The sequence below is a fragment of the Bellilinea sp. genome (assembly GCF_053501535.1).
Genome location: NZ_JBRCOK010000153.1, coordinates 13,093 through 33,033, shown reverse-complemented (window position 1 = coordinate 33,033; position 19,941 = coordinate 13,093). Strand labels below are relative to the sequence as shown.

Genomic DNA, 19,941 nt, shown 5'->3' with positions numbered 1-19,941 from the left:
TTGAGATTAAGTCCGGGCGAAGATATGAACCTCTGGCTGGAACCGCTTTGCCGCGAATTTGAGAAGAATAGCGGTATGCGCGTCGAACGTATTATCTCGGCTGAATTGCCGAAAATTGAGCCCGAAATTCAGGCCCAATTGTTAAGAATTGTTCAGGAAGCTCTCAGTAATGTGCGCAAGCATTCGCAGGCAAGCCAGGTTCGCGTTGAAGTGCGCAACTGGAAAGGTATGCTGATTCTGGAAATCAGCGATAACGGGGTGGGATTCAGCGCCGAGGATGTGCCGGAGTTTTCGCGGCACGGTTTGCGCGGCATGCGCGAGCGCGCGGAATTGATCGGGGCAGATTTTCAGGTGATCAGTAAGCCTCAGGCAGGGACGACCATCCGGGTTCATTTACCTTTAAAGCAAGAGGAAGCTCCAGTATGACTGCTTTTCCCATTCGACTGGTTGTCGTGGATGATCATGCTCTTTTCCGCCGCGGTCTGATTGGGCTGATCAATGACCTGCCTGGTCTACAGGTGGTCGGTGAAGCCGGCAACGGGCGCGAGGCTTTACAAGTCATTCAGCAGGAGAAACCCGATGTTGTCCTGCTGGATGTGAACATGCCGGATATGGACGGCATTCAGACGGTGGATCAAATCCGGCGGATGAATCTTGCGGTGCGCGTCTTGATGCTAACCATTTCTGAGGAAGAAGAAGATTTACTTTCTGCCATCCGTCTGGGAGCGGATGGCTACTTGCTGAAAAATATCGAGCCGGAAGACTTGCGGAAAGCCATTTTGCGGGTTGCACAAGGGGATGGCGCACTATCTCCGGAGGTGACGGGCATTGTGCTGCGCGCACTGGCGCAGCAGGGGGAAATCAAATCTCAACCGTTACTCAGTGACCGTGAACTGGAAGTGCTGGATTGTCTGGCTGCCGGGCAAACGACCAGCCAGATTGCGGCTCATTTATTTATCTCGGAAAATACCGTCAAAACACACGTCCGCCACATCCTTGAAAAGCTGGAAGCCTCCAACCGTACCGAAGCCGTCAGTAAAGGCCTGCAATTGGGGTTAATCCACAAAAGAGAATGATGAGCGGGTGAGCTGAAAATCACCCCATCAGAAAATTGAATTTAACCTGTAAAAAATTGTCCGAGGATAGAAAATCGGACAATTTTTGTGTAAATTATACATGGGTATTTTCGGGAGTTAAATTTCAGGGAATTTATATGAGTCCGAAAACAAGTGCGCCTTATCAGCGGGTATTGATTGCCTCAGCCAATCCTTTGTTTGGACAGGGATTGGAAAAAATGATTCAGCGCCAGTGGAAAAACCCACAGCTGGAAATCCGCCGGGTGGCCTCCAATGAAGCCGTGCTGAGTGAAATGCAAAGCTGGGCACCGGATTTAATCATTCTGGATTATGACGACAAGGCAATTTCCCGCGCCGAATTTTTACAGGAATTCGTTACCGGCGAGCAGCCAATGCAGGTCATGCTGGTGTCGTTGAAGTCCAGCGGGGCGGTAGTGGTATATGACCGACGCACGATGACACCTGCACAGGCAGAAGATTGGTTGAATTTACCCAAATTTTCGCAAACCACAAGCGAGCATTTCCCCCTTCAGAGGAGATCATCTATGAAGCATTTTTTCATTGTGGGTGTTTTGATTGCAGCTTTCACAGGCTTGATTTATTTCTTGTTGAGCAATATCCCCTTGCTGCCGATTGCCGCCAGTGTCCAGGCTCAGCCAATTGATCGGCTGTTCAACCTGCATTTCTTCATGATCTCGTTGTTGTTTTCCCTGATCGTTGTCTTTCTTGGTTACAGTCTGGTGGTGTTCCGTCAAAAAGCGGGAGATGATGAAGAAGACGGCGTCTATATCAAAGGTAACAATCCACTGGAAATTATCTGGACGATCATCCCTCTGGGGATTGTGATTTATTTTGCCTATCTGGGTTCCGTTTCACTGGCGGAAACCCGCCGGGCTGATCCGCAGGCGTTGGAGATCAAAGTGGTGGCCGGGCAGTGGTTCTGGCGGTTTGAATATCCGGATTACGGGATTGTGTCCAATGCTATGGTAATGCCGGTCAACAAGCAGGCCTTGCTGAAACTGACATCGCTGGATGTCATCCATTCGTTCTGGGTACCGGAATTTCGGGTCAAGCAGGATACCCTGCCGGGTGAAAATCTGGTGCGCGAGTTACGGGTAACCCCCACCGAATTGGGAGAATTTAAAGTGCGCTGTGCTGAAATGTGCGGTACCTCCCACGCCTACATGGAGTCGCCGGTCAAAGTGGTTACCCAGGCCGAATTTGATCAATGGGTGCAGGATCAACTGGCGGCACTTGGCACGGACCCGGTTGCACGCGGAGAAGTGTGGGCGCGTAACAACGGTTGTCTTTCCTGCCACTCGGTAGATGGATCGCCCAATGTTGGTCCAACCTGGAAAGGTTTGTATGGGTTGACCCATGAACTGACGGACGGCTCGGTGGTCACGGTGGATGATGCGTATTTGTTGACGGCGATCATCAATCCCAATGCTCAAGTGCCCAAGGGTTTTGTACCGGGGGTCATGCCGCAGATTTATAAGGACACCATTCCAGAACAACAAATTCTGGAAATCATCGAATACATCAAGTCGCTCAAATAATCATTGAGGAGAGGCAGACTTATGAAAGGTATTTTTTCTTACGGAATGGTTCGTGGACTGGTTGGCCAAATCATCGGCTGGGCAGCCGGGATTGGGGTGGTGACCGGCATTCGTGCGTTGATGGGCCTGGCCTACAAAGCCGAACCGGCCTGGGTTTTGGGGGCTGCGTTTGGGGTTATCGGTTTCTTGATTGGGATTGGGGCATTCCGCGACTGGTTTGCCTGGGCGAAGGGGGAAGAAACTCCTGAGCCGGAGGAGATTCAGGAAGAGCCGGGTATAAAACGCTACTTTGGGTTCAGTCTGGATCATAAAGTCATCGGCGTTCAGTATGCCTTTCTTTCCCTTTTTCTGCTGGTGGTGGGCGGTTCGTTCGCGTTGATCTTTCGCGTTGAGCTGGTACAGACCGGCATGCAGTGGGTTACGCTGAACTTCTTTAACACGCTGATCGGAATGCACGGCATGACCCTGATCGTTTCCATCTTGATGGGCATCTCCGCCATGTCCAATTACGCCGTGCCGTTGTTGATTGGCGCAAAGGACATGGCTTTCCCGCGTCTGAATGCTTTTTCCTTCTGGCTGGCGGTACCGGCATCCATCGTGCTGGTTTCCGCCATTTTTACCGGCGGGTTCGATACTGGCTGGACGGGGTATCCGCCTTTGAGCATTCGTGCGCCAATGGGCATGCAAATGTTCTTCGTGGCGGTTTTCTTTGCCGGCTGGTCCTCAATTTTAGGGGCATTGAACCTGATCGTAACCATTTTGCGGATGCGCGCGCCGGGAATGAAGATGTTCCGCATGCCAATATTTGCCTGGGCAACGCTGGCGACTTCCATCATCGCATTGACGGCAACTCAGTTGATTGGCACTTCCTTCCAGATGGTCAGTTTTGAGCGTTTGTTTGGGATGGGCTTTTTTGATGGTACCAAAGGTGGCAACCCCATTCTCTTCCAGCATCTCTTCTGGTTCTATTCTCATCCGGCGGTTTACATTTTTGTTTTGCCCGGTTTGGGAATTATCAGCGAGCTGCTGCCGGTTTTTGTCCGCAAGCCCTTATTTGGTTATAAGTGGGTGGCAATGTCCTCTCTGGGTATTGCCCTGGTGGGCTTTCTGGTATGGGCGCATCACATGTTCACTTCCGGCATGGAAGAATACCTGCGCGTGCCGTTCATGTACTCCACTTTGCTGGTGGCCGTCCCAACCGGGATTAAGTTCTTTTCCTGGGTGGCAACAATTTGGATGGGGCGCATTCGTTTTGCAACCCCGATGCTCTTTTTGATCGGCGCCATCGTCGTATTCCTGATTGGCGGCATCACCGGCCCGCCTTTAGGTACCATTTCGACCAATCTGCACATGCACGATACTTATTTTGTAGTCGGTCACTTCCACGCGACCATGTTCGGCGGTTTCATCTTCCCGCTGTTTGCGGCAGTTTATTACTGGTATCCCAAGGTTACCGGCAGGAAAATGAGCGAATCGCTTGGAAAAATCCACTTTTACCTTTTGACGCCCGGTTTCCTGATCATGTCCTTTGGACAGATGATGATTGGTTTATTGGGCATGCGCCGCCGCATCGCCGATTATGACCCCGCCCAGGGTTTTGAAACGGCTCATCTCATCATCACAATTGCGGGGTTTATGGTGGCACTGTCGGTGCTGATTTTCCTGATTAACCTGTTTGTCAGCGCCAAACGGGGCGAAGTGGTGACGGAGAATGTGTGGCAGTCGCGTTCGCCGGAATGGACTATCCTGCCTACCCCCGCGCCGATGCACAACTACCCCCAGCCGTTTCGAGTGGTGGGTGATCCGTACGACTACGGGCTGAAAGGCGCCCGCTATGTTGAAGTCTTGCCCCAGCAGGCGGGTGATTGAGGAGAAAAAAATGCAAAAAGCAAAAATGGACGAACTCAAACGAGGTGTGCTGGTCTTTTTAGGGCTGGCAATCCTTACGGTGGTGGAGTACTACCTTGGCACCCATGAAGCCGCAGCGATATTTCTATGGGTTGTGGCTCTACTCAAAGCCGGTCTGGTGCTGGTTTACTTCATGCACATCGGACGGGTCTTTCGCTCGGAAGGAGAACACTGATGACTACTCACGAAGCCACCCTGACTTCCTATAAACAAAAACTGGCGAACAACCGTCTGGGTCTGTGGTTGTTCATTCTCTCCGATTCTTTTGTGTTTGCGGCTTTGCTGGTCACCCGCTTTTACCTGCTGGGTGATAAACGTCCGCATCTGGAACAGGAATTGGGTCTGATCGTTACTTCGGTACTGTTGATCAGCTCGTTTTTTGCCAACCGGGCCGAAGTGCAAATTTCCAAAGGCAACCGCAAAGGCTTCTTAACCAGCATTCTGATCACCATGCTTTTGGGAATTGGCTTTCTGGTCGGTGTGGTAGGGTTCGAGTGGCGGCTGGCGCCGTTCGGGCCGGCGGATGGCCCGGAAGGAGCGGTTTTTTTCATGATGACCGGCATGCACGCTTTTCACGTTTTGACCGGTGTCATCTTCCTGTTCATCGTTTACCGCAATGGCCTCAAAGGGCATTACAGCCCGGAAAAACATTGGGCCGTGGAAGCAGCCGCTAACTACTGGCACTTTGTGGATGTGGTGTGGATTTTCTTCTACCCGGCGCTGTATCTGATCGGTACTATCTGATTGAAGGAGCAGGAATGCAGCGGACGATCTGGTTGATTGGTATGGGTGTTTTGGCAGGCTTGATCGCGGTGTGGCTGCTGGCCTTTGCCCAGCCTTATTCCTTTCATGGATCGCTGATCGAGCCGCCGGTTGCTGCTCCGCCTGTTGAACTTGCCCGTGCCGATGGATCGCTGTACCGCTTGAGCGACCAACAGGGGAAAATCACGTTGATTTTTTTCGGGTACACCACCTGTCCGGACTTTTGTCCGGCGACGATGGCCGAGATGAAACGTGTCAAGGCGGATCTGGCGGCATATGCGGATCGTCTGGATGTGGTTTTTATCACGGTTGATCCTCAACGGGATAGCCCACAGCGGATTCAATCCTACGCAGCCGGTTTTGATCCGCAATTTATCGGTCTTTCCGGCAGCGAAGAAGCGTTATCACCCATCTGGAAGGCCTACGGGGTCTATCGCCAGATTCAGGAAGGTCAGACTGCCCTCGGTTATCTGGTAGATCATTCGACCCGCGTTTATTTGATTGATCCTGCCGGTAATTTGAGGATGACTTTTTCCTACGGCACCCCGCCTGAGGATATCGCCGCGGATATTCGCCAGATTTTGAAGGAGAAGTAAGATGTCTCCAGCGGTTCAGGCAGCCTTACGGCGGTTGTGGTGGAGTTTGCTGATCAGTTCGGTTTTTGCCTTTGCGGTGAGTGAGGTATCCTACCAGCTGGTCAAGGATCAAAGTGAGCGTCCGCCTCAGGTGGTTGAAATTCTCATTCCGGCAGGCACGGCGCAGCGGATCGCAAATGGTGAAAACGGTCCGGCCTTGCCGGAAATGAAATTCGTGGAAGGCGACACACTGGTTGTGCGCAATCTGGATGATGTTTCCCATCAGTTAGGACCGTTGTGGGTCCTGCCGGGTTCCAGCAGCCGGATGACGCTGGACCGCCCCAGCCAGTACACGATGGAATGCAGTTTCCAGCAAACCCGCTCATTGGGGATTGATGTGCTGGCCCGCGCCAAAGCCTCAGACCGCGTATTCGGGATTATCTCGATTGGTTTCCCAACCTGGATTTTATTGTGGCTGTACACCCTGGTCGTAAAACCGCTGCCGGGCAGTGAAAATGAACATGCCGTCAGCGAGGCAGGATAAAAGCATGAGAAGCCGCTTGTTGACGCCGCGCTGGATTTTGACCACGCTGCTGGTGATTGCCGCTGTGGCGGTCATGATACGACTGGGTTTCTGGCAGTTGGAGCGGCTGGCCTGGCGGCAGGACTTGAATCGGCGCATCACAGCGCAGTTGAACGCCCCTCCGCTGGATTTGAACGGTGAAATTCCCGTCAGTCAATTGACCGATATGGAATACCGGATGGTACAGGTCAGCGGTGTTTATGATTTTGAACACGAATTTTTGTGGCGCAATCAGGTCTGGGACAATCAGGCTGGCTATCACCTGTTCACCCCCCTGCGGATTGATGGCTCGGATTGGGTGGTCTATGTGGATCGCGGCTGGATCCCCCTGGATCAGGCTGATGCGGAAAGCCGTCTGCAATACCGCCAGAGCGGAGTTGTTTCACTGACCGGCATGCTTCGCCGGCCGATACCGAAACCGGCAATTGGGGGGGTGGCGGATCCGCCAGCGGGTACGGTTCAACCGCGCCCCGAGGCATGGAACTGGGTAGATCTCAACCGCTGGCAGAATGAAACCGGTCTGAACCTGCTGCCGGTTTGGGTTCAGCAGGCACCGCAGGGGGCTGCCCTGCGCCTGCCGTATCCATCCCTGCCGGATATTGAGATCACCGAAGGCCCTCACTTTGGGTATGCGCTGCAATGGTTTACCTTTGCGGCAATTCTGGCAATGGGTTACCCCTTTTTTGTGCGTAAGCAACTGGAGAACAAAGCCGAATCGGGGGAAAAAAATGGGAATAGCGAGGCGATTGAATTCGGGGAGGAAATTTATGAACATTGAGAACAAAACCTTGCGTTACTGGCTGCTGACAGCAGCAATTTTAACTTTTGTTTCTTTGATGATCGGCTACGCAATGCGGTTCAACCCGGTTGGACAAGGCTGTCCGGATTTCCCGACTTGCTACGGACAGTTAAATTTTCCTCAGGAAGCCGCAGCCCGCGTGGAAATGGCTCATCGTTTAGTCGCAGCGCTCAGCGGTCTGATTACGTTGGGGTTGACGATATGGGTGTGGGTCAGGCAGCAGGGTGGTTGGCTGAAAATGAGCCTGACCATTGCTTCATTCTTCTTCCTTGCTCAACTGCTACTGGGTGCGGGGCTGGTTGGACAGGCTGATTCGGTCTGGATGGGTGTCGGGCATCTGGCAGCGGCTCTGCTGACGATGGCAATGCTCAGCACGGCTCTGGTGGTTTCGTTTGTTTCGTCACCTGATGCTCGCCGTCCCGCTCCCTTTTTGCATTCTCACCTGCAACAACATTCGTTTATCGTTCTTTTGGTGGTGTTTGCTTTGATGATTTCGGGGGTGCTGGTGGCGCGGCTGGATGCAGGCAGCGCCTGCTCCGGTTTTCCGTTGTGCGGAGGGGGGCTGCCTGTCAGCGGCTTGGGATGGCTTGCGCTGGGGCACCGTCTGTTTACTTTACTGGCTGCCGCTCTGGCAGGTGCGTTATTTCTTTTTACGCGCCGCGCTTATGCCGACCAGCCGCTTGTGTTGAGCTCTGCCAGTGCACTCATCGTACTCTTTGGCGGACAGGCGTTGATTGGCGCGCTCAAGGTTCAAGGTGATTTTCCTCTCGATCTGGTGGTGGTTCATGCGGCGATTACCGCGGCAATTTGGGTGGCGTTAATGGTGCTCTTCAGTGCATCGGTGTGGCTGGGAAGAAGCCCTGCAGAGGAACGACAATCGGCTTCCATGCCGCGGGTCGGCGGTATGCGGCGTTTGAAAGCCTACCTGATGTTGAACAAGCCGATTATCGTCGCATTGCTCCTGGTGACGACTTATGCCGGAATGGTGGTGGGCGGCAAAGCAATCCCACCTTTTTGGCTGACTTTCTGGACATTGCTGGGGGGTGCGCTGGCGGCAGGTGGTTCCAGCGCGCTGAATCAGTACATTGACCGGCAAATTGACGGCGCAATGCAGAGGACAGCCAAACGCCCGATCCCTGCCGGCATTTTGACACCGGCGGAGGGGTTGGCATACGGCATCGCTGCCTGTCTGGCGGCCTTTTTTCTGCTGGCAGGCTTTGTCAACCTGCTGGCTGCCTTGCTGGCAGTGGCCGGCATGATTTATTATGTGTTGATTTACAGCATCTGGCTTAAACACCTGACGGTGCAAAACATTGTGATTGGCGGTGGGGCGGGCGCCATTCCGCCCCTGGTTGGCTGGGCGGCTGCTACGGGCAGTTTGAATATCCCCTCGCTGTTCCTGTTTGCGCTGGTGTTTATGTGGACTCCGCCTCACTTTTGGGCGCTGGCGCTGGTACGCGCCAAGGATTATGCCCGCGCCGGTGTGCCGATGTTGCCGGTGGTACGAGGGGAAAAAGAGACCCGCATTCAAATCTTCATCTATACGCTGGAATTGGTTGGGCTGACCTTGCTGATGCCGTTGTTTAAGGTTGCCGGCAGTATTTTCCTGATTTCTGCGCTGGTGCTGGGGTTGTGGCTGATTTACACCGCCTGGGATGTGCTGCGCAAACCGGGCAATAAAGTTGCCTGGCGCATGTACCGTTATTCCAGCATGTATCTGGCTTTTATTTTTCTGGCGCTGGTGGTGGATGTACTGATATAATTTCCCGCCATCATGAACACCGGGTCCACAAAGTCAAAGATCTGGATATGGATAGCAGGCTGGCTTTCCATCGTCCTTTTAGGCGCAGATTTTTATAACTGGGGCAAACTTCCCCGTTTGATACTGGGTATGCCGGATTGGGTCTGGTTCGACCTCGGGCTGATTTTGTTGACCGCTCTGATGTTTGCCTTTCTCAGCCAGCACAGCTGGGAGGACGAGTGACCCTTAAGGTTTTCCTGCTTTTATCCTATCTGATCGTGCTGATTGGGCTTTCTGTTCTGGCAAGGCGGAAAATCCCTCAGACGCCGGAAGGTTATTTTCTTGCCAACCGTTCGTTGGGCTTGCTGGTTTTGTTCTTCAGTCTGGTTGCAACCAATTTTTCGGCCTTCTTCTTTTTAGGATTTGCGGGGGCAGCGTGGAAAACCGGTTTTGGACAATATGGAATCATGGGGGTAGGGACTGCACTGGTGCCTCTGGCATTTTATTTGATTGGGCGGCCGGTTTGGAGATTGGGAAAACAAAAGGGCTACCTGACTGCACCTGAATTAATTGGCGGCGAGTTCAATAGCCGTTTCCTGCGCTGGCTGGTGATGGTTGTAATGGTGGTTTTTACCCTTCCCTACTTGCTCACCCAGGCGATTGGCGCGGGCATTTTACTTTCTTCTTTATTCAATGTGGATTTATTAAGAGCAGGGGGTGCGGCCACCATTCTGGCGATTGGCGCCACAGTTGTTTTTGGCGGGATGAAGGCTTCGGCGTGGACGGATGTGCTGCAAGGATTTTTGATGATCGTTGCAATGATTCTGGCGGTGGTTTTTGTGAGTGCCGGTCTGGGGGGCTGGCAGAGCGCCGGTGAAACAGCTTTTCTGGCTTCTCCACAGCACTTTACTCGACCCGGGCCGGATCAATTTTTTCAAATGACCACCTGGTTTTCCTATCTGCTACTTTGGACGTTTGTCAATCCGTTATTTCCGCAGGTGTTTTCGCGATTTTATGCAGCAAAAACGCTTGATTCTCTCAAAAAAGTAACCTGGTTGTATCCTTTACTGGTCAGTTTTCTGTTTCTGGCACCGGTAACCATTGGGGTATGGGCGCGGGGGACGTCTTTGAGCGTTTCCAACCCGGATATGATTTTACCGGCAATGGTATTGAGTTATGCGCCGGAATGGGTGTATGTATTTGTCATAATAGGCGCAATGGCAGCGCTCATGTCAACCGCCGATTCGCAATTGCTGGCTCTGGCAACCATGTTCTCACATGATTTTGGAATTGCCCGAAATTCGACCCGTGCAGGGCGCTGGCTGGCGCTTGGATTGTGCGTTTTGATTGCGCTCTTTCTGCTGAGCGGCCTCGATCCACAAATTCCAATTTTTACATTGTTGACGCAAACCACTTTTGCAGGACTAATTGCTCTGACCCCGGCGACGCTGGCAGCGTTGTACTTTCCTCAAGTTCATAAAATTGCCCCAATCCTCTCGATCATCATCGGAGAGGTGATGGTCATCCTGCTTCGAACGAAAATCATTCCGACCCTGGGTTTTGTGGATGGAATTGTTGTGCTGGTGGCTGCTTCACTGACCCTGCTGGTGGTTCACAGGATTGAGGCTGCCCTCCGTAGAGTTGCCCCGCTCAGGGGTTAGGGGAAGTCAGGGTTATGGAATGAATGGTGGAGGGGGAATTGGACAGTGATGCCAGATACCCGTAAAACTCAACTCCCTCCGGGTTGTCCGTTTGAGCGCGGAATTTTTCTGCCCAACGGTAGCCAAAGGATTGGTATAACAACTCAATTTCCACTTTGAACGGGGCGGTAAAACCAGCGGTTTTGATGCGGTATTGAACTGTATCGCTGCCGCCGATAAAATCCGGGTCCTGGGCAGCCTCACCGTATACGCCAATATCCGCGCTGACGCGGCTTTTATCAAAGCCGCGCGGCAGCAGACGGTTATCCTTCAGGTAGCGCTGCGCGCGCAACAGGGTGGTGGTCACTTTACCATCCGGGTCGCCGATAATCGGTTCATAAATCTGCACCTGATCCGGGCTGGTGATGACCTGATAATGGGGTTCATAATTCCCTTCATCGAGGTCATTATCGTTGCCAGTTATCAAGCCATTCCTCTGCCAACCCCCGGATTCAAACACCAAATTCCCATTGGCATCGCTTACCTTCAGGTGCAGCCAGGCGCGCCTTGATGGGAAACTGGTGGGAAATTTATGACCGGTCAGAACCTCAACGGTGACGTCAACGATCATTTCATCGTCTTGCTGTTGGGCATCTGCGCTTAGACGGGCAGTGTTTTGCTGAAGCTGCTGAAGGGTGAGCAGGCGGGCCTGTTCCAGTTGTTCGGCAGTGGCTGAGGTATTCAACGCATCCGGGTTGGCAGCCAGCAGTTCCAGCAGGTAGCGGTTTCCGCCAATAAAGGTGTGTTGCATTACCGGGCTACGCCTGGGGCTGCCGGTGTTGGCAATCGGGGCTTCGCCTTCCACAGCCGGCATGTGGCAGGTTTGACAGGATGAGGTACTGGTGAATTCCGAGGCCAGCCATTCCAGATGCGGTGTTTGTTCCGGGAACAAATCCGTGCTGAGCTTTCCCTCACTGGTGAAATAGGGAGTATAGAGATTGTGACACACGGCACATAATTCGGATTGGGTGACATGTTCGGATTGAACCGGCTGGTAACCAGAGGCATTGCGCATGACGGCTGCCATGTTCTCATCCACCGCAAATCGCCCATAAGCGGCGCGCTCGCCCGGTTTCGGCTCTTTTTCAAAGAGGTAACCGCCGCTGTAACTTTCCATTTTCCCAAGGTTATCCCCTTGAATTTGATGGCAAAGCGAACAGGAAACTCCATCTATTGCCAGCGGATAAAGCGGATGGGTCGGGTTGAGGTATCCTGCATCTGGCAGAAGTGCGGCAGATTGTTCCGTCAGGAGGGCGGTGTGATGTGCCATCCCGATGTGGCAGACCGCGCATTTTTCTTGAATGGCTTCGGCGTAAGCCGGTTTATGGAGCACCTCAGAGCGTACCGATGCGCGGTAATAAGGGTCGCGCGCGCTGTTTGCCATGATTGAAGCGCGCCAGGCAGTTTCAATGGAAACATCTTGTCCGGCGCTGTCTTTCAGGGCAGTATGGCAAAATCCGCACTCGCCCGAAGCGGAAAAATGGGTGCTGCGCATGCGGGGTAATTGACCGGTTTCCACCACGGTAAGCGGGGTGGCAGTCGTAGGCTGAGCTGGTTTCGGTGTACCACAACCCACCACCAACCCCAGTACTACCAGACTGGCAAAAGCGAAGATGCGTGCAACACTGGCTTTCATTTCCCCTCCCTCTTTTGTAGTCAACCTGAGTCCATTCCCTGACTCCCCCCGGAGTCGGAAAAAGGGGTTATTGCAAACGAAGCAAAATTTTACCCTGACTCCATAACTCTTCCAGACGGTAATATTCTCGCTGTTCGGGAGAGAACAAATGCACGATCACATCTCCCAAATCAACCAGCACCCAACCGCCCTGTGCATAGCCTTCTTTTTTACCGATCATTTGAAATTCTTTTTTGACATTTTCCAAAACGGCATCGGCAAGGCTTTCGATCATCCGTTCGCTGCTGCCGGAACAGAGGATGAAATAATCGGTAAATGTGGCGATATCCTGAATGTCCATTAGCAGGATATTTTCACCCTTTTTGTCCTCCAGGGTGTTGACAATACTACGGGCAACTTCGATTGGTTTCAGAATTCACCTCTCCAATTGAATTTTGAGTCTATTTTATCCATTCAAAGGAAAGTGCGCCAGTGGCGTGTAAATGGCACCTGCCGGTTTGAGAACACTGCGGAATAGGATCAGCTGGCTGGCGGTCATGCTCCCCAGTGTGCCAACGGGTTTTTGGGCAATCGTTTCGCCTAAGCGGGCAAGTTCAGCGGGGGAGGCTTCGCGATTGACCCGTCCCAGGGTCAGGTGAGGTGAGAAGGGGCGTTCTTCGCGGGGGTAGCCAATTTTTTCGGCTGCATCTTCGAGGGCTTGCTGTAGCCTGATCAAGGAAGGTGGTGCCTGCACGCCAACCCAGATCACGCGCGGACGCTTGAAATTTGGGAAAGCCCCTAATCCGTGGATTTTTAATTCAATCGGCCGCGCGGCTGATGCAATTGGGCGAATTTCAGCGGAAAGGCGATCCAACTCATCCGGCTGGGATTCCCCAAGAAATTTGAGGGTCAGATGAATGTTTTCGGGCCTGACCCATTTAACATGCCGGCTGCCGGTTTGTTGCAGATCAAGAACAATCTGTTCCAGTTGCTTCTGGATAGGGGGGGATAATTCGATGGCGATAAAAGCACGGATTAACATCACTCACGGTCAGTATACCGAGAGGGTTTAGGCATGTCAAGTTGGATTGGTGAGAAATAAGGTAAAATGGGGGATAGGCTGTTTGCCGGGAGGATTATCTTTTGAGAAGGTTTATTCGGGATTACTTCATTCTGGCTCTGGTTTCCGGCACAATCATTGCGCTGGATCAGTGGACAAAGTTCATTATCCGCCAGAATCTGGCTCTGGGCGAATCATGGATGCCGCTGGAGTGGTTAGCCCCGTATGCCCGCATCGTTCACTGGTACAATCGCGGGGTCGCTTTTGGGTTATTTCAAAATGGCGGCGATTGGTTTGCGATTCTGGCAATTGTCATTGCGCTCGGCATTATTTATTTCTATCCGCGGGTTCCGGCTGAAGACTGGGCCTTGCGAACTGCCATGGGCTTGCAATTGGGCGGGGCGGTTGGTAATCTGATTGACCGGCTGACAGTGGGACATGTAACCGATTTTATTTCAGTTGGGACATTTCCGGTGTTCAATATTGCCGATTCGAGCATCACAATTGGAGTACTGGTTTTGATTTTGGGCGTCTGGCTGCAGGAACGGCGTGAAAAACAGGCCAAAATGCAGCAAGACGGTGGGGAAGAACATCCTTCTGAAAATGTGAATTTCAGCAAAGCCAATGAGTGAACAGGTTGTCCGATTTGAATATCAAGGCGCAAGCAATGAGCGCCTGGATAAAGTGCTGGCGGCGCATTTTCCCGAGCATTCCCGTTCGCGTATGCAGGGATTGATTCGGGATGGTTTCGTGCAGGTCAACCAGAATGTGGTGACGAAAAGCGGTTTTATGGTCGAAAATGGGATGACCATCGAGGTGTGCCTGCCATCCGTCCAGCCGGTTGAACTGCAAGCCGAGTCGATTCCTTTGAAAGTAATTTTTAATCATCCCGATGTTCTGGTGGTTGATAAACCGGCCGGGTTGGTGGTTCACCCGGCTGCCGGACATGAAAGCGGCACACTGGTTAATGCCGTAATGGGGCTGATACCCGACCTCGAAGGGATTGGAGGAGAACTGCGCCCGGGCATTGTTCACCGGCTGGATAAAGATACTTCCGGTTTGATTCTAATCGCCAAGAACGAACGCGCTCACCGTTTTCTGCAGGATCAATTCCGCCTGCGGCAGGTTAAGAAGGTCTATCTGGCACTGGTGGACGGTAAGCCGCCTACACCCAACGGCAGAATTGAAGCCCCCATTGCCCGCGATCCGGCTCGCCGAAAACAGATGGCGGTTGTATCGCCGGGTAAAGGGCGCGAGGCGGTGACCGAATACTTTACCCGCGAAACCTTTGCCCAGCACACCCTCGTTGAAGCCCATCCTTTAACCGGAAGAACTCATCAAATCCGTTTACACCTGGCGTTCATTGGCTGCCCGATTGTGGGAGATACTCTTTACGGCAGGCGGAAGGTCAGCCTGGCGCTGAACAGGCACTTTTTACACGCTGCTCGTCTCACCGTGCGCTTGCCCGGCGAAAAACAACCGCGTACCTTTGAGTCACCCCTGCCTCCTGAACTGGAACAGGTTTTGCAGCAATTACGTAAATCCTGAATTTTTAAGGTGGACAGCATGGAAAAAATCATTGATTTGCGCTCCGATACGGTCACGCATCCTACGCCTGCAATGCGCGAAGCAATGGCAAAGGCAGAGGTGGGGGATGATGTGTATGGCGAAGACCCCACGGTAAACCGTCTGGAAGAACTGGCAGCCGATCGAATGGGCAAGCAAGCCGGTTTGTTCGTTGCCTCCGGCACGATGGGAAATCTGATTGCGGTGCTGGTGCACTGTCAACGCGGCGAAGAGGCCATCATGGGGCATTTGGGGCATACTTTTTTGTTTGAGGCGGGCGGTGTTTCGGCGCTGGGAGGTGTGTTTGTGCATACCCTGCCAAATCAACCGGATGGCAGTATTGCGCTGAGTGATCTGAAGGGTGCTATTCGTGGGGCGGATATTCACCAACCGATCAGCCGATTAATCATTTTGGAGAACACTCATAACCGCTGCGGCGGGACGGTGCTGGATGGGGAATATACCCGCCGGGTAGGTGAATTAGCCCACCGCCACGGCTTGAAATTGCATCTGGATGGGGCGCGTATTTTCAACGCTGCGGCTGCTCTGCAAGTACCTGTAAGCGACTTAACCGATTCCGCCGACTCGGTCACTTTTTGCCTGAGTAAGGGATTGTGCGCACCGGTGGGTTCGGTGTTATGTGGTTCAAAGGAATTTATTGCCAAAGCCCGCCGCCTTCGGAAAATGCTGGGAGGAGGGATGCGGCAGGCGGGTGTACTGGCGGCCGCCGGGATTGTGGCGTTGGAAGAGATGACCGGGCGACTGATTGAAGATCACCGCCGCGCAAGCCAGCTGGCTGAAGGATTGTTCAACATACCTGCTTTGCAGCCAACCTTTGGAATGCCGCAGACCAATATGGTGTTTGTTACTATCCGAGATGAATATCCCAAAACCGCTCAAGAGGTGGCTGCGGAATTAGCGCAACGGGGTATTCGGGTTGGGGTTACCGCTTCAAAAACCTTTCGGCTGGTTTTGCACTACTGGATCAGTGATGAGGATGTCCAACAAACCATTTCGGCGTTTGCGGCGGTCTTGAATTAATTTTTGGACGGCAAAGAATTGTTCACCGGTGTTTGCATTTGAATCTGGTTGCGTCCGCGTTCCTTGGCAATGTAAAGACGCTGGTCGGCGATGTCAATCAGCTTTTCCAGTACATTGGTGTCTTGAGGTATACCGGCAATTCCCTGGCTGATGGTGGGGGCTGGGACAACTTTCTTATCCCGGTCTAAAATGACAATCTTTTGACAGGCGGAACGGATGCGTTCCGCTACCAGATAAGCCTGTTCGGGTTGAGTGTCCGGCAGGGCAATGATAAACTCCTCGCCGCCCCACCGTCCAACAAGGTCATTTTTCTTGATATTGTGGCGAATTGTCTGGGTCAATTCGATCAGAACCTTATCACCGGTGAGGTGACCATGGGTGTCGTTGTATTTTTTGAAGTGGTCAATATCCAGCATGATTAGAGAAAGGGACTGACCACATGCCTGTGCAGTTTGCACAGCCTGTTCCAGGCGGGTGAGAAAAGTGTTGTGGTTGAGCACCCCGGTGAGACTGTCCATTTGAGAGCGGGTTTCTACTTCGAGGTGATGGTAAGCATTATCCAGTGCCATTGCCGCCCGTTGGGCAATGTTTTCAAGTAATTCCTGATCGCGTTGGTCAAATGCTGACTTTTGATAGGAAGCAACCGCGATGATTCCCAAAACTTCCTTGCCGGAGATAAGCGGTACTCCCAACCATGAAAGGCTGACTTTGTTGTTTCCCACCAGTTTAAAGTCAATGTTCAGCTTTTTGCGTTCTTCAGGCAGGTCACAAATGAGCAGAGGTTGACGGGTTCGAATGACCCGCCCGGCCAGGGTGCCCTCAATTGGGACATTCATGGATGGAAAGAATTCCCCATCGTCGTAGAACAATTCTAAATGGACGGTATCCTCTTCGATTAAACCGAAGTAGTAGGTGTCCGCATCCAGTGCGCTCTGGACGGCGGTTGTCACCATCGTGATGACCTGATGAATTTCCAGCGAGGAGGACAGGCTGCGAGAAACCTTGTTTATGATTTGCTGGCGATTGATTTCAAATTGCAGTGAACTTTGCAACTTAAGCAGGGTTTCAGTGGTCGCAATGCCTAAAAGGGGCAGGAAGAAAAGATCAAGGAAAACCGAATTGATTATGTTTTGGTCGTTCAAACCCAGTGTAACGATGTGAGCTGTAGAGGCACATGCAAGAAAAATGTAGGCGTACAGGCGACCAAAAATGAGTGAAGAAATGGCGGTCATCAGTAGGATGCAGGTAAAGGAATACCCCGCGGGTAAAAGGTGACCGATAAACTCGATGAAAACGGCTACAATCGTGTTGACTGCCAGAATAACCCAATCCCGTTGGGGATACCGTTCAAGCAACGGGATGAGGTGAATATAAAAGATGAGCAGATAGGCTGATTTCAGTAAAGCGGTTGCCAGGCTGATTTGGTTTTCGAATAAATTTAATCCGGCAATCAGAGAATAAACCAGTAAAAAGATATTCAGAATAAATGCAATCAGGACGGCGGGAAATACCAGCGCTTGTTGTTGCTTGGTGGGAATTGAAAGCAGAGATCTCATCGTTTCATCATGTATTTTCGCCTATTATAGGAACATCTTGAGAGTTATTGCCATACAATTTGTTTACAGTTTAATAAAGAAGAACCAATATGGTACAAAAGAATCATCGTACAGGAAGAAGGGTGATTAGAGACTGCGCCCATCATTGAAAAACCGGCGGCGAAAATTGAGAAAGCGGGTCGGGCAAACTACGGTTATAATACAGAAGGGAACCATTAAAGCTTCTATGGAGGTGCTCATTTGTCTGAATGGATTACGCTGACGGAAATTGATGAAGCAACCGGATTCCTCAGGAAACGATTCCGCGTTCAACCGAAAACCGGCATCATTCTTGGATCGGGGTTGGGAGAACTGGCTGAACAGATTGAGGATGCGGTGGTGATTCCCTATGCGGAAATCCCTCATTGGCCTGTTTCGACCATTCATGGTCACGCTGGACGTCTGATTATGGGACGGTTGGAAGACCAGCCGGTCATGGTGATGCAGGGGCGGGCTCACTTTTATGAAGGTTATCCAATCGGCCGGATTGGCTTTCCGATTCGGGTGATGCAGCGCCTGGGAGTAGAATCGCTGATTGTAACCAATGCCGCCGGGGCTATTCATCCGGATTATTTGCCGGGGGATGTCATGTTAATTGTGGATCACATTAATCTGGTTGGGATGGCAGGAATGAATCCACTGCGGGGGCCCAATCTAGATGAATTTGGCGAGCGCTTTCCGGATATGAGCCAGCCCTATGACCACAATTTGATGGAACTTTGCCGGCAGGCTGCTGATGAGGCGGGTATTCTCCTGCGGGAGGGGGTCTATGTATGGCTGGCGGGTCCTTCATTCGAATCGCCGGCGGAACTGCGCTTTCTGCGCACCATTGGCGCGGATGCCGTGGGGATGTCCACCGTGCCGGAAGTGATTGTTGCCCGTCATGGGAAAATGCGCGTCCTCGGCATTTCAGGCATTTCCAACAAAGCCAATTTGGATGGCAGCACAGTGACTACCCATGAAGAGGTTTTGGAAGCCGGTAAAATACTGGTACCCAAATTAACGGTGCTGATTCGGGGTGTTCTGCGGCGGCTGGCAGCGTGACCAGACGGATGAAACTTTGAATCCTGCGGGTGGTTAAAGGCGGATTATGGAGGAAGTTCTCCGCTTTTTAAAAACTTACGAACCCTGGATTTATCTGGTGCTGGTAGGGACGGGCCTGTTTGCCATGCGCCGTATGCTGGCAGCCTTGCAGGAATTGCGAACCGCGGTGTTTGGACTGGAAAAGGAGAGCGCCCAGCGTCGCTTCCGCTCATCCCTCTCGGTTTTCTTGTTTGTTCTGATGCTGGGGGCTTCGGAGTTTGTGTTGACCACCATTGTTTTCCCCGATTTTCCCAATGTTCAGGCCATGGCAACCCCTACTGCCGATCTGCTGGCGACCCCAACCGCTACCCTGCCCCCCGTTTCAGTGGAAACCCCTCAAGCCGAAGCGATTGGTATCCCTACCCTGGATGTTTCCGCTCAGGATGGGTGCATACCGGGAGTCATTGAGTGGACTTTTCCGAAGGCGGGTGAAACCTTGAAGGGACTGGTTACCCTGCGCGGAACGGTGAGTGTGCCGAATCTCGGTTTTTATAAATATGAATACAACGAGCCGTCATCCAATCTGTGGGTTACCATTGCGGCTGGCGATCGGGTGATTGTGGATCAACCGCTGGGCGGTGAGGGCAGCGGCCAGTGGGACACCACCACGCTCACCCCCGGCGACTATCGTTTACGCCTGGTTGTGACGGATAATGTGAACAATGTTTTTCCTGCCTGTGTCATTCCGGTCAGAATTTCTGCGCCATAATTTTATGGAGGAATATGCCTGAAATTGAAGTAAGACCTGCTCAATTAAGTGAAATTCCGGTATTGATTTCGCTTGAACATTACGGTAAAAGCGATTATGTGTGGCAAATGGAGCGCCTGGTTGAGGAAACTCAGCTTTCGGTTACCTTCCGTGAGGTGCGTTTGCCGCGCTCGGTCAAGGTGGAGTACCCCTACAGCATGGAGAGCTTGCCGGATCGTCTGCGGCAACAGACCATTCTGCTGGCAGCTGTGTTGAAAGGAGACATCGTTGGATACGTTGGCGTGGAAGAGCGGGTGGGGACGCGGACAGCCTGGGTGGCGCATCTGGCAGTGGCGGCACACTGCCGCAGAGAAGGAATTGCCAGTGCTTTATTGCTGGCAGCGCAAGGATGGGCCAGCCGGCGTGGTTTGCGGCGGATGATTCTGGAAACGCATTCTAAAAATGCCCCTGCTATCCGCATGGCGTTGAAACTGGGTTTTGAATTTAGCGGTTACAATGATCAGTACTACGCAAATCAGGATATTGCGTTATTTTTCAGCAGTATGTTGAGGTAATCCATCAAAGGTGAT

At 52.3% G+C, this 19,941-nt stretch carries 22 protein-coding genes; 18 read left to right on the top strand and 4 right to left on the bottom strand.

Translation table 11 applies throughout. The features are described 5' to 3' along the window. The 12 genes from ACWIZX_RS14185 to ACWIZX_RS14130 all read left to right on the top strand — a co-directional run. The coding region (locus tag ACWIZX_RS14185; protein WP_448336239.1) for a sensor histidine kinase at nt 1–426 on the top strand (426 nt) is incomplete at its 5' end. Beyond that, complete coding sequence (locus ACWIZX_RS14180; RefSeq protein ID WP_448336238.1) at nt 423–1,076, top strand: response regulator; 654 nt, start codon at nt 423–425, stop codon at nt 1,074–1,076. The genes ACWIZX_RS14185 and ACWIZX_RS14180, both read left to right, overlap by 4 nt. A gap of 137 nt (nt 1,077–1,213) precedes the next feature. After that, nucleotides 1,214–2,635 (top strand): cytochrome c oxidase subunit II, encoded by a 1,422-nt coding sequence (gene coxB / locus ACWIZX_RS14175; RefSeq protein ID WP_448336237.1) that lies wholly within the window; start codon nt 1,214–1,216, stop codon nt 2,633–2,635. 21 nt (nt 2,636–2,656) lie between these two features. Beyond that, the gene (locus ACWIZX_RS14170; RefSeq protein WP_448336236.1) at nt 2,657–4,504 is read left to right on the top strand and encodes a cytochrome c oxidase subunit I; all 1,848 of its coding nucleotides are present in this window, start codon (nt 2,657–2,659) and stop codon (nt 4,502–4,504) included. A 10-nt stretch (nt 4,505–4,514) separates the two neighbouring features. After that, the gene (locus ACWIZX_RS14165; RefSeq protein WP_322791327.1) at nt 4,515–4,718 is read left to right on the top strand and encodes a cytochrome C oxidase subunit IV family protein; all 204 of its coding nucleotides are present in this window, start codon (nt 4,515–4,517) and stop codon (nt 4,716–4,718) included. Further along, on the top strand, nt 4,718–5,287 hold the full coding sequence (locus ACWIZX_RS14160; protein WP_322791328.1) for a cytochrome c oxidase subunit 3: 570 nt from the start codon (nt 4,718–4,720) through the stop codon (nt 5,285–5,287). Before ACWIZX_RS14165 ends, ACWIZX_RS14160 begins: the two co-directional genes overlap by 1 nt. Then, on the top strand, nt 5,242–5,901 hold the full coding sequence (locus ACWIZX_RS14155; protein WP_448336235.1) for an SCO family protein: 660 nt from the start codon (nt 5,242–5,244) through the stop codon (nt 5,899–5,901). The genes ACWIZX_RS14160 and ACWIZX_RS14155 overlap by 46 nt, the downstream gene beginning before the upstream one ends. A gap of 1 nt (nt 5,902) precedes the next feature. Beyond that, on the top strand, nt 5,903–6,424 hold the full coding sequence (locus ACWIZX_RS14150) for a hypothetical protein (RefSeq protein WP_448336234.1): 522 nt from the start codon (nt 5,903–5,905) through the stop codon (nt 6,422–6,424). Nucleotides 6,425–6,428: 4 nt separating this feature from the next. Next, nucleotides 6,429–7,241: an SURF1 family protein gene (locus ACWIZX_RS14145; protein WP_448336233.1), complete on the top strand. Its 813-nt coding sequence runs from the start codon at nt 6,429–6,431 to the stop codon at nt 7,239–7,241. After that, the gene (locus ACWIZX_RS14140; RefSeq protein WP_448336232.1) at nt 7,231–9,024 is read left to right on the top strand and encodes a heme o synthase; all 1,794 of its coding nucleotides are present in this window, start codon (nt 7,231–7,233) and stop codon (nt 9,022–9,024) included. Before ACWIZX_RS14145 ends, ACWIZX_RS14140 begins: the two co-directional genes overlap by 11 nt. A 12-nt stretch (nt 9,025–9,036) precedes the next feature. Beyond that, entirely contained in the window at nt 9,037–9,246 is a 210-nt protein-coding gene (locus ACWIZX_RS14135) for a hypothetical protein (protein ID WP_322791333.1), read from the top strand. Then, nucleotides 9,243–10,664, top strand: coding sequence for a sodium:solute symporter family protein (locus ACWIZX_RS14130; RefSeq protein WP_448336231.1), 1,422 nt, complete (start codon nt 9,243–9,245; stop codon nt 10,662–10,664). Before ACWIZX_RS14135 ends, ACWIZX_RS14130 begins: the two co-directional genes overlap by 4 nt. Here ACWIZX_RS14130 and ACWIZX_RS14125 read toward each other — a convergent pair. The 3 genes from ACWIZX_RS14125 to thpR all read right to left on the bottom strand — a co-directional run bounded on the left by ACWIZX_RS14125 (nt 10,654) and on the right by thpR (nt 13,360). Next, nucleotides 10,654–12,339 carry a hypothetical protein gene (locus ACWIZX_RS14125; RefSeq protein WP_448336230.1) on the bottom strand — a complete coding sequence of 562 codons (1,686 nt, stop codon included), beginning with the start codon at nt 12,337–12,339 and terminating at the stop codon, nt 10,654–10,656. The two genes, ACWIZX_RS14130 and ACWIZX_RS14125, sit on opposite strands and share 11 nt — an antisense overlap. A gap of 67 nt (nt 12,340–12,406) precedes the next feature. Next, nucleotides 12,407–12,724, bottom strand: coding sequence for a ribosome silencing factor (gene rsfS / locus ACWIZX_RS14120; protein ID WP_448336240.1), 318 nt, complete (start codon nt 12,722–12,724; stop codon nt 12,407–12,409). Nucleotides 12,725–12,784: 60 nt separating this feature from the next. After that, entirely contained in the window at nt 12,785–13,360 is a 576-nt protein-coding gene (gene thpR, locus ACWIZX_RS14115; RefSeq protein WP_322791336.1) for an RNA 2',3'-cyclic phosphodiesterase, read from the bottom strand. A 101-nt stretch (nt 13,361–13,461) separates the two neighbouring features. Between thpR and lspA the strand changes: the two genes are divergently transcribed. Genes lspA through ltaE form a run of 3 tightly spaced genes read left to right on the top strand, consistent with a single transcriptional unit; the run spans nt 13,462 to nt 15,985 of the window. Then, nucleotides 13,462–14,010 carry a signal peptidase II gene (lspA, locus tag ACWIZX_RS14110; RefSeq protein ID WP_322791337.1) on the top strand — a complete coding sequence of 183 codons (549 nt, stop codon included), beginning with the start codon at nt 13,462–13,464 and terminating at the stop codon, nt 14,008–14,010. Then, nucleotides 14,003–14,926, top strand: a complete 924-nt coding sequence (locus ACWIZX_RS14105) for an RluA family pseudouridine synthase (protein WP_448336229.1) — start codon at nt 14,003–14,005, stop codon at nt 14,924–14,926. The genes lspA and ACWIZX_RS14105 overlap by 8 nt, the downstream gene beginning before the upstream one ends. Nucleotides 14,927–14,944: 18 nt before the next feature. Next, entirely contained in the window at nt 14,945–15,985 is a 1,041-nt protein-coding gene (ltaE, locus tag ACWIZX_RS14100; protein ID WP_448336228.1) for a low-specificity L-threonine aldolase, read from the top strand. On the opposite strand, the gene ACWIZX_RS14095 is transcribed toward ltaE, so the two are convergent. Continuing rightward, on the bottom strand, nt 15,982–17,541 hold the full coding sequence (locus ACWIZX_RS14095) for a diguanylate cyclase (RefSeq protein WP_448336227.1): 1,560 nt from the start codon (nt 17,539–17,541) through the stop codon (nt 15,982–15,984). The genes ltaE and ACWIZX_RS14095 overlap by 4 nt on opposite strands. 240 nt (nt 17,542–17,781) lie before the next feature. Between ACWIZX_RS14095 and ACWIZX_RS14090 the strand changes: the two genes are divergently transcribed. The 3 genes from ACWIZX_RS14090 to ACWIZX_RS14080 are packed head-to-tail and all read left to right on the top strand — an operon-like array spanning nt 17,782 to nt 19,926. Further along, nucleotides 17,782–18,624, top strand: a complete 843-nt coding sequence (locus tag ACWIZX_RS14090; protein ID WP_448336226.1) for a purine-nucleoside phosphorylase — start codon at nt 17,782–17,784, stop codon at nt 18,622–18,624. Nucleotides 18,625–18,670: 46 nt separating this feature from the next. Continuing rightward, the gene (locus tag ACWIZX_RS14085) at nt 18,671–19,372 is read left to right on the top strand and encodes a hypothetical protein (protein WP_448336225.1); all 702 of its coding nucleotides are present in this window, start codon (nt 18,671–18,673) and stop codon (nt 19,370–19,372) included. Nucleotides 19,373–19,386: 14 nt separating this feature from the next. Beyond that, nucleotides 19,387–19,926 carry a GNAT family N-acetyltransferase gene (locus ACWIZX_RS14080; protein WP_448336224.1) on the top strand — a complete coding sequence of 180 codons (540 nt, stop codon included), beginning with the start codon at nt 19,387–19,389 and terminating at the stop codon, nt 19,924–19,926. The last annotated feature ends 15 nt before the right edge of the window (nt 19,927–19,941 follow it).

Bases quoted from the DNA above. Each gene is read 5' to 3' on its own strand.
- ACWIZX_RS14095 (WP_448336227.1), bottom strand. From the start codon at position 17,541: ATGAGATCTCTGCTTTCAATTCCCACCAAGCAACAACAAGCGCTGGTA.
- ACWIZX_RS14160 (WP_322791328.1), top strand. From the start codon at position 4,718: ATGACTACTCACGAAGCCACCCTGACTTCCTATAAACAAAAACTGGCG.
- ACWIZX_RS14140 (WP_448336232.1), top strand. From the start codon at position 7,231: ATGAACATTGAGAACAAAACCTTGCGTTACTGGCTGCTGACAGCAGCA.
- ACWIZX_RS14125 (WP_448336230.1), bottom strand. From the start codon at position 12,339: ATGAAAGCCAGTGTTGCACGCATCTTCGCTTTTGCCAGTCTGGTAGTA.
- coxB (WP_448336237.1), top strand. From the start codon at position 1,214: ATGAGTCCGAAAACAAGTGCGCCTTATCAGCGGGTATTGATTGCCTCA.
- ACWIZX_RS14105 (WP_448336229.1), top strand. From the start codon at position 14,003: ATGAGTGAACAGGTTGTCCGATTTGAATATCAAGGCGCAAGCAATGAG.
- ACWIZX_RS14170 (WP_448336236.1), top strand. From the start codon at position 2,657: ATGAAAGGTATTTTTTCTTACGGAATGGTTCGTGGACTGGTTGGCCAA.
- thpR (WP_322791336.1), bottom strand. From the start codon at position 13,360: ATGTTAATCCGTGCTTTTATCGCCATCGAATTATCCCCCCCTATCCAG.
- ACWIZX_RS14135 (WP_322791333.1), top strand. From the start codon at position 9,037: ATGAACACCGGGTCCACAAAGTCAAAGATCTGGATATGGATAGCAGGC.
- ACWIZX_RS14145 (WP_448336233.1), top strand. From the start codon at position 6,429: ATGAGAAGCCGCTTGTTGACGCCGCGCTGGATTTTGACCACGCTGCTG.
- ltaE (WP_448336228.1), top strand. From the start codon at position 14,945: ATGGAAAAAATCATTGATTTGCGCTCCGATACGGTCACGCATCCTACG.
- ACWIZX_RS14150 (WP_448336234.1), top strand. From the start codon at position 5,903: ATGTCTCCAGCGGTTCAGGCAGCCTTACGGCGGTTGTGGTGGAGTTTG.
- ACWIZX_RS14180 (WP_448336238.1), top strand. From the start codon at position 423: ATGACTGCTTTTCCCATTCGACTGGTTGTCGTGGATGATCATGCTCTT.
- ACWIZX_RS14080 (WP_448336224.1), top strand. From the start codon at position 19,387: ATGCCTGAAATTGAAGTAAGACCTGCTCAATTAAGTGAAATTCCGGTA.
- ACWIZX_RS14085 (WP_448336225.1), top strand. From the start codon at position 18,671: ATGGAGGAAGTTCTCCGCTTTTTAAAAACTTACGAACCCTGGATTTAT.
- ACWIZX_RS14165 (WP_322791327.1), top strand. From the start codon at position 4,515: ATGCAAAAAGCAAAAATGGACGAACTCAAACGAGGTGTGCTGGTCTTT.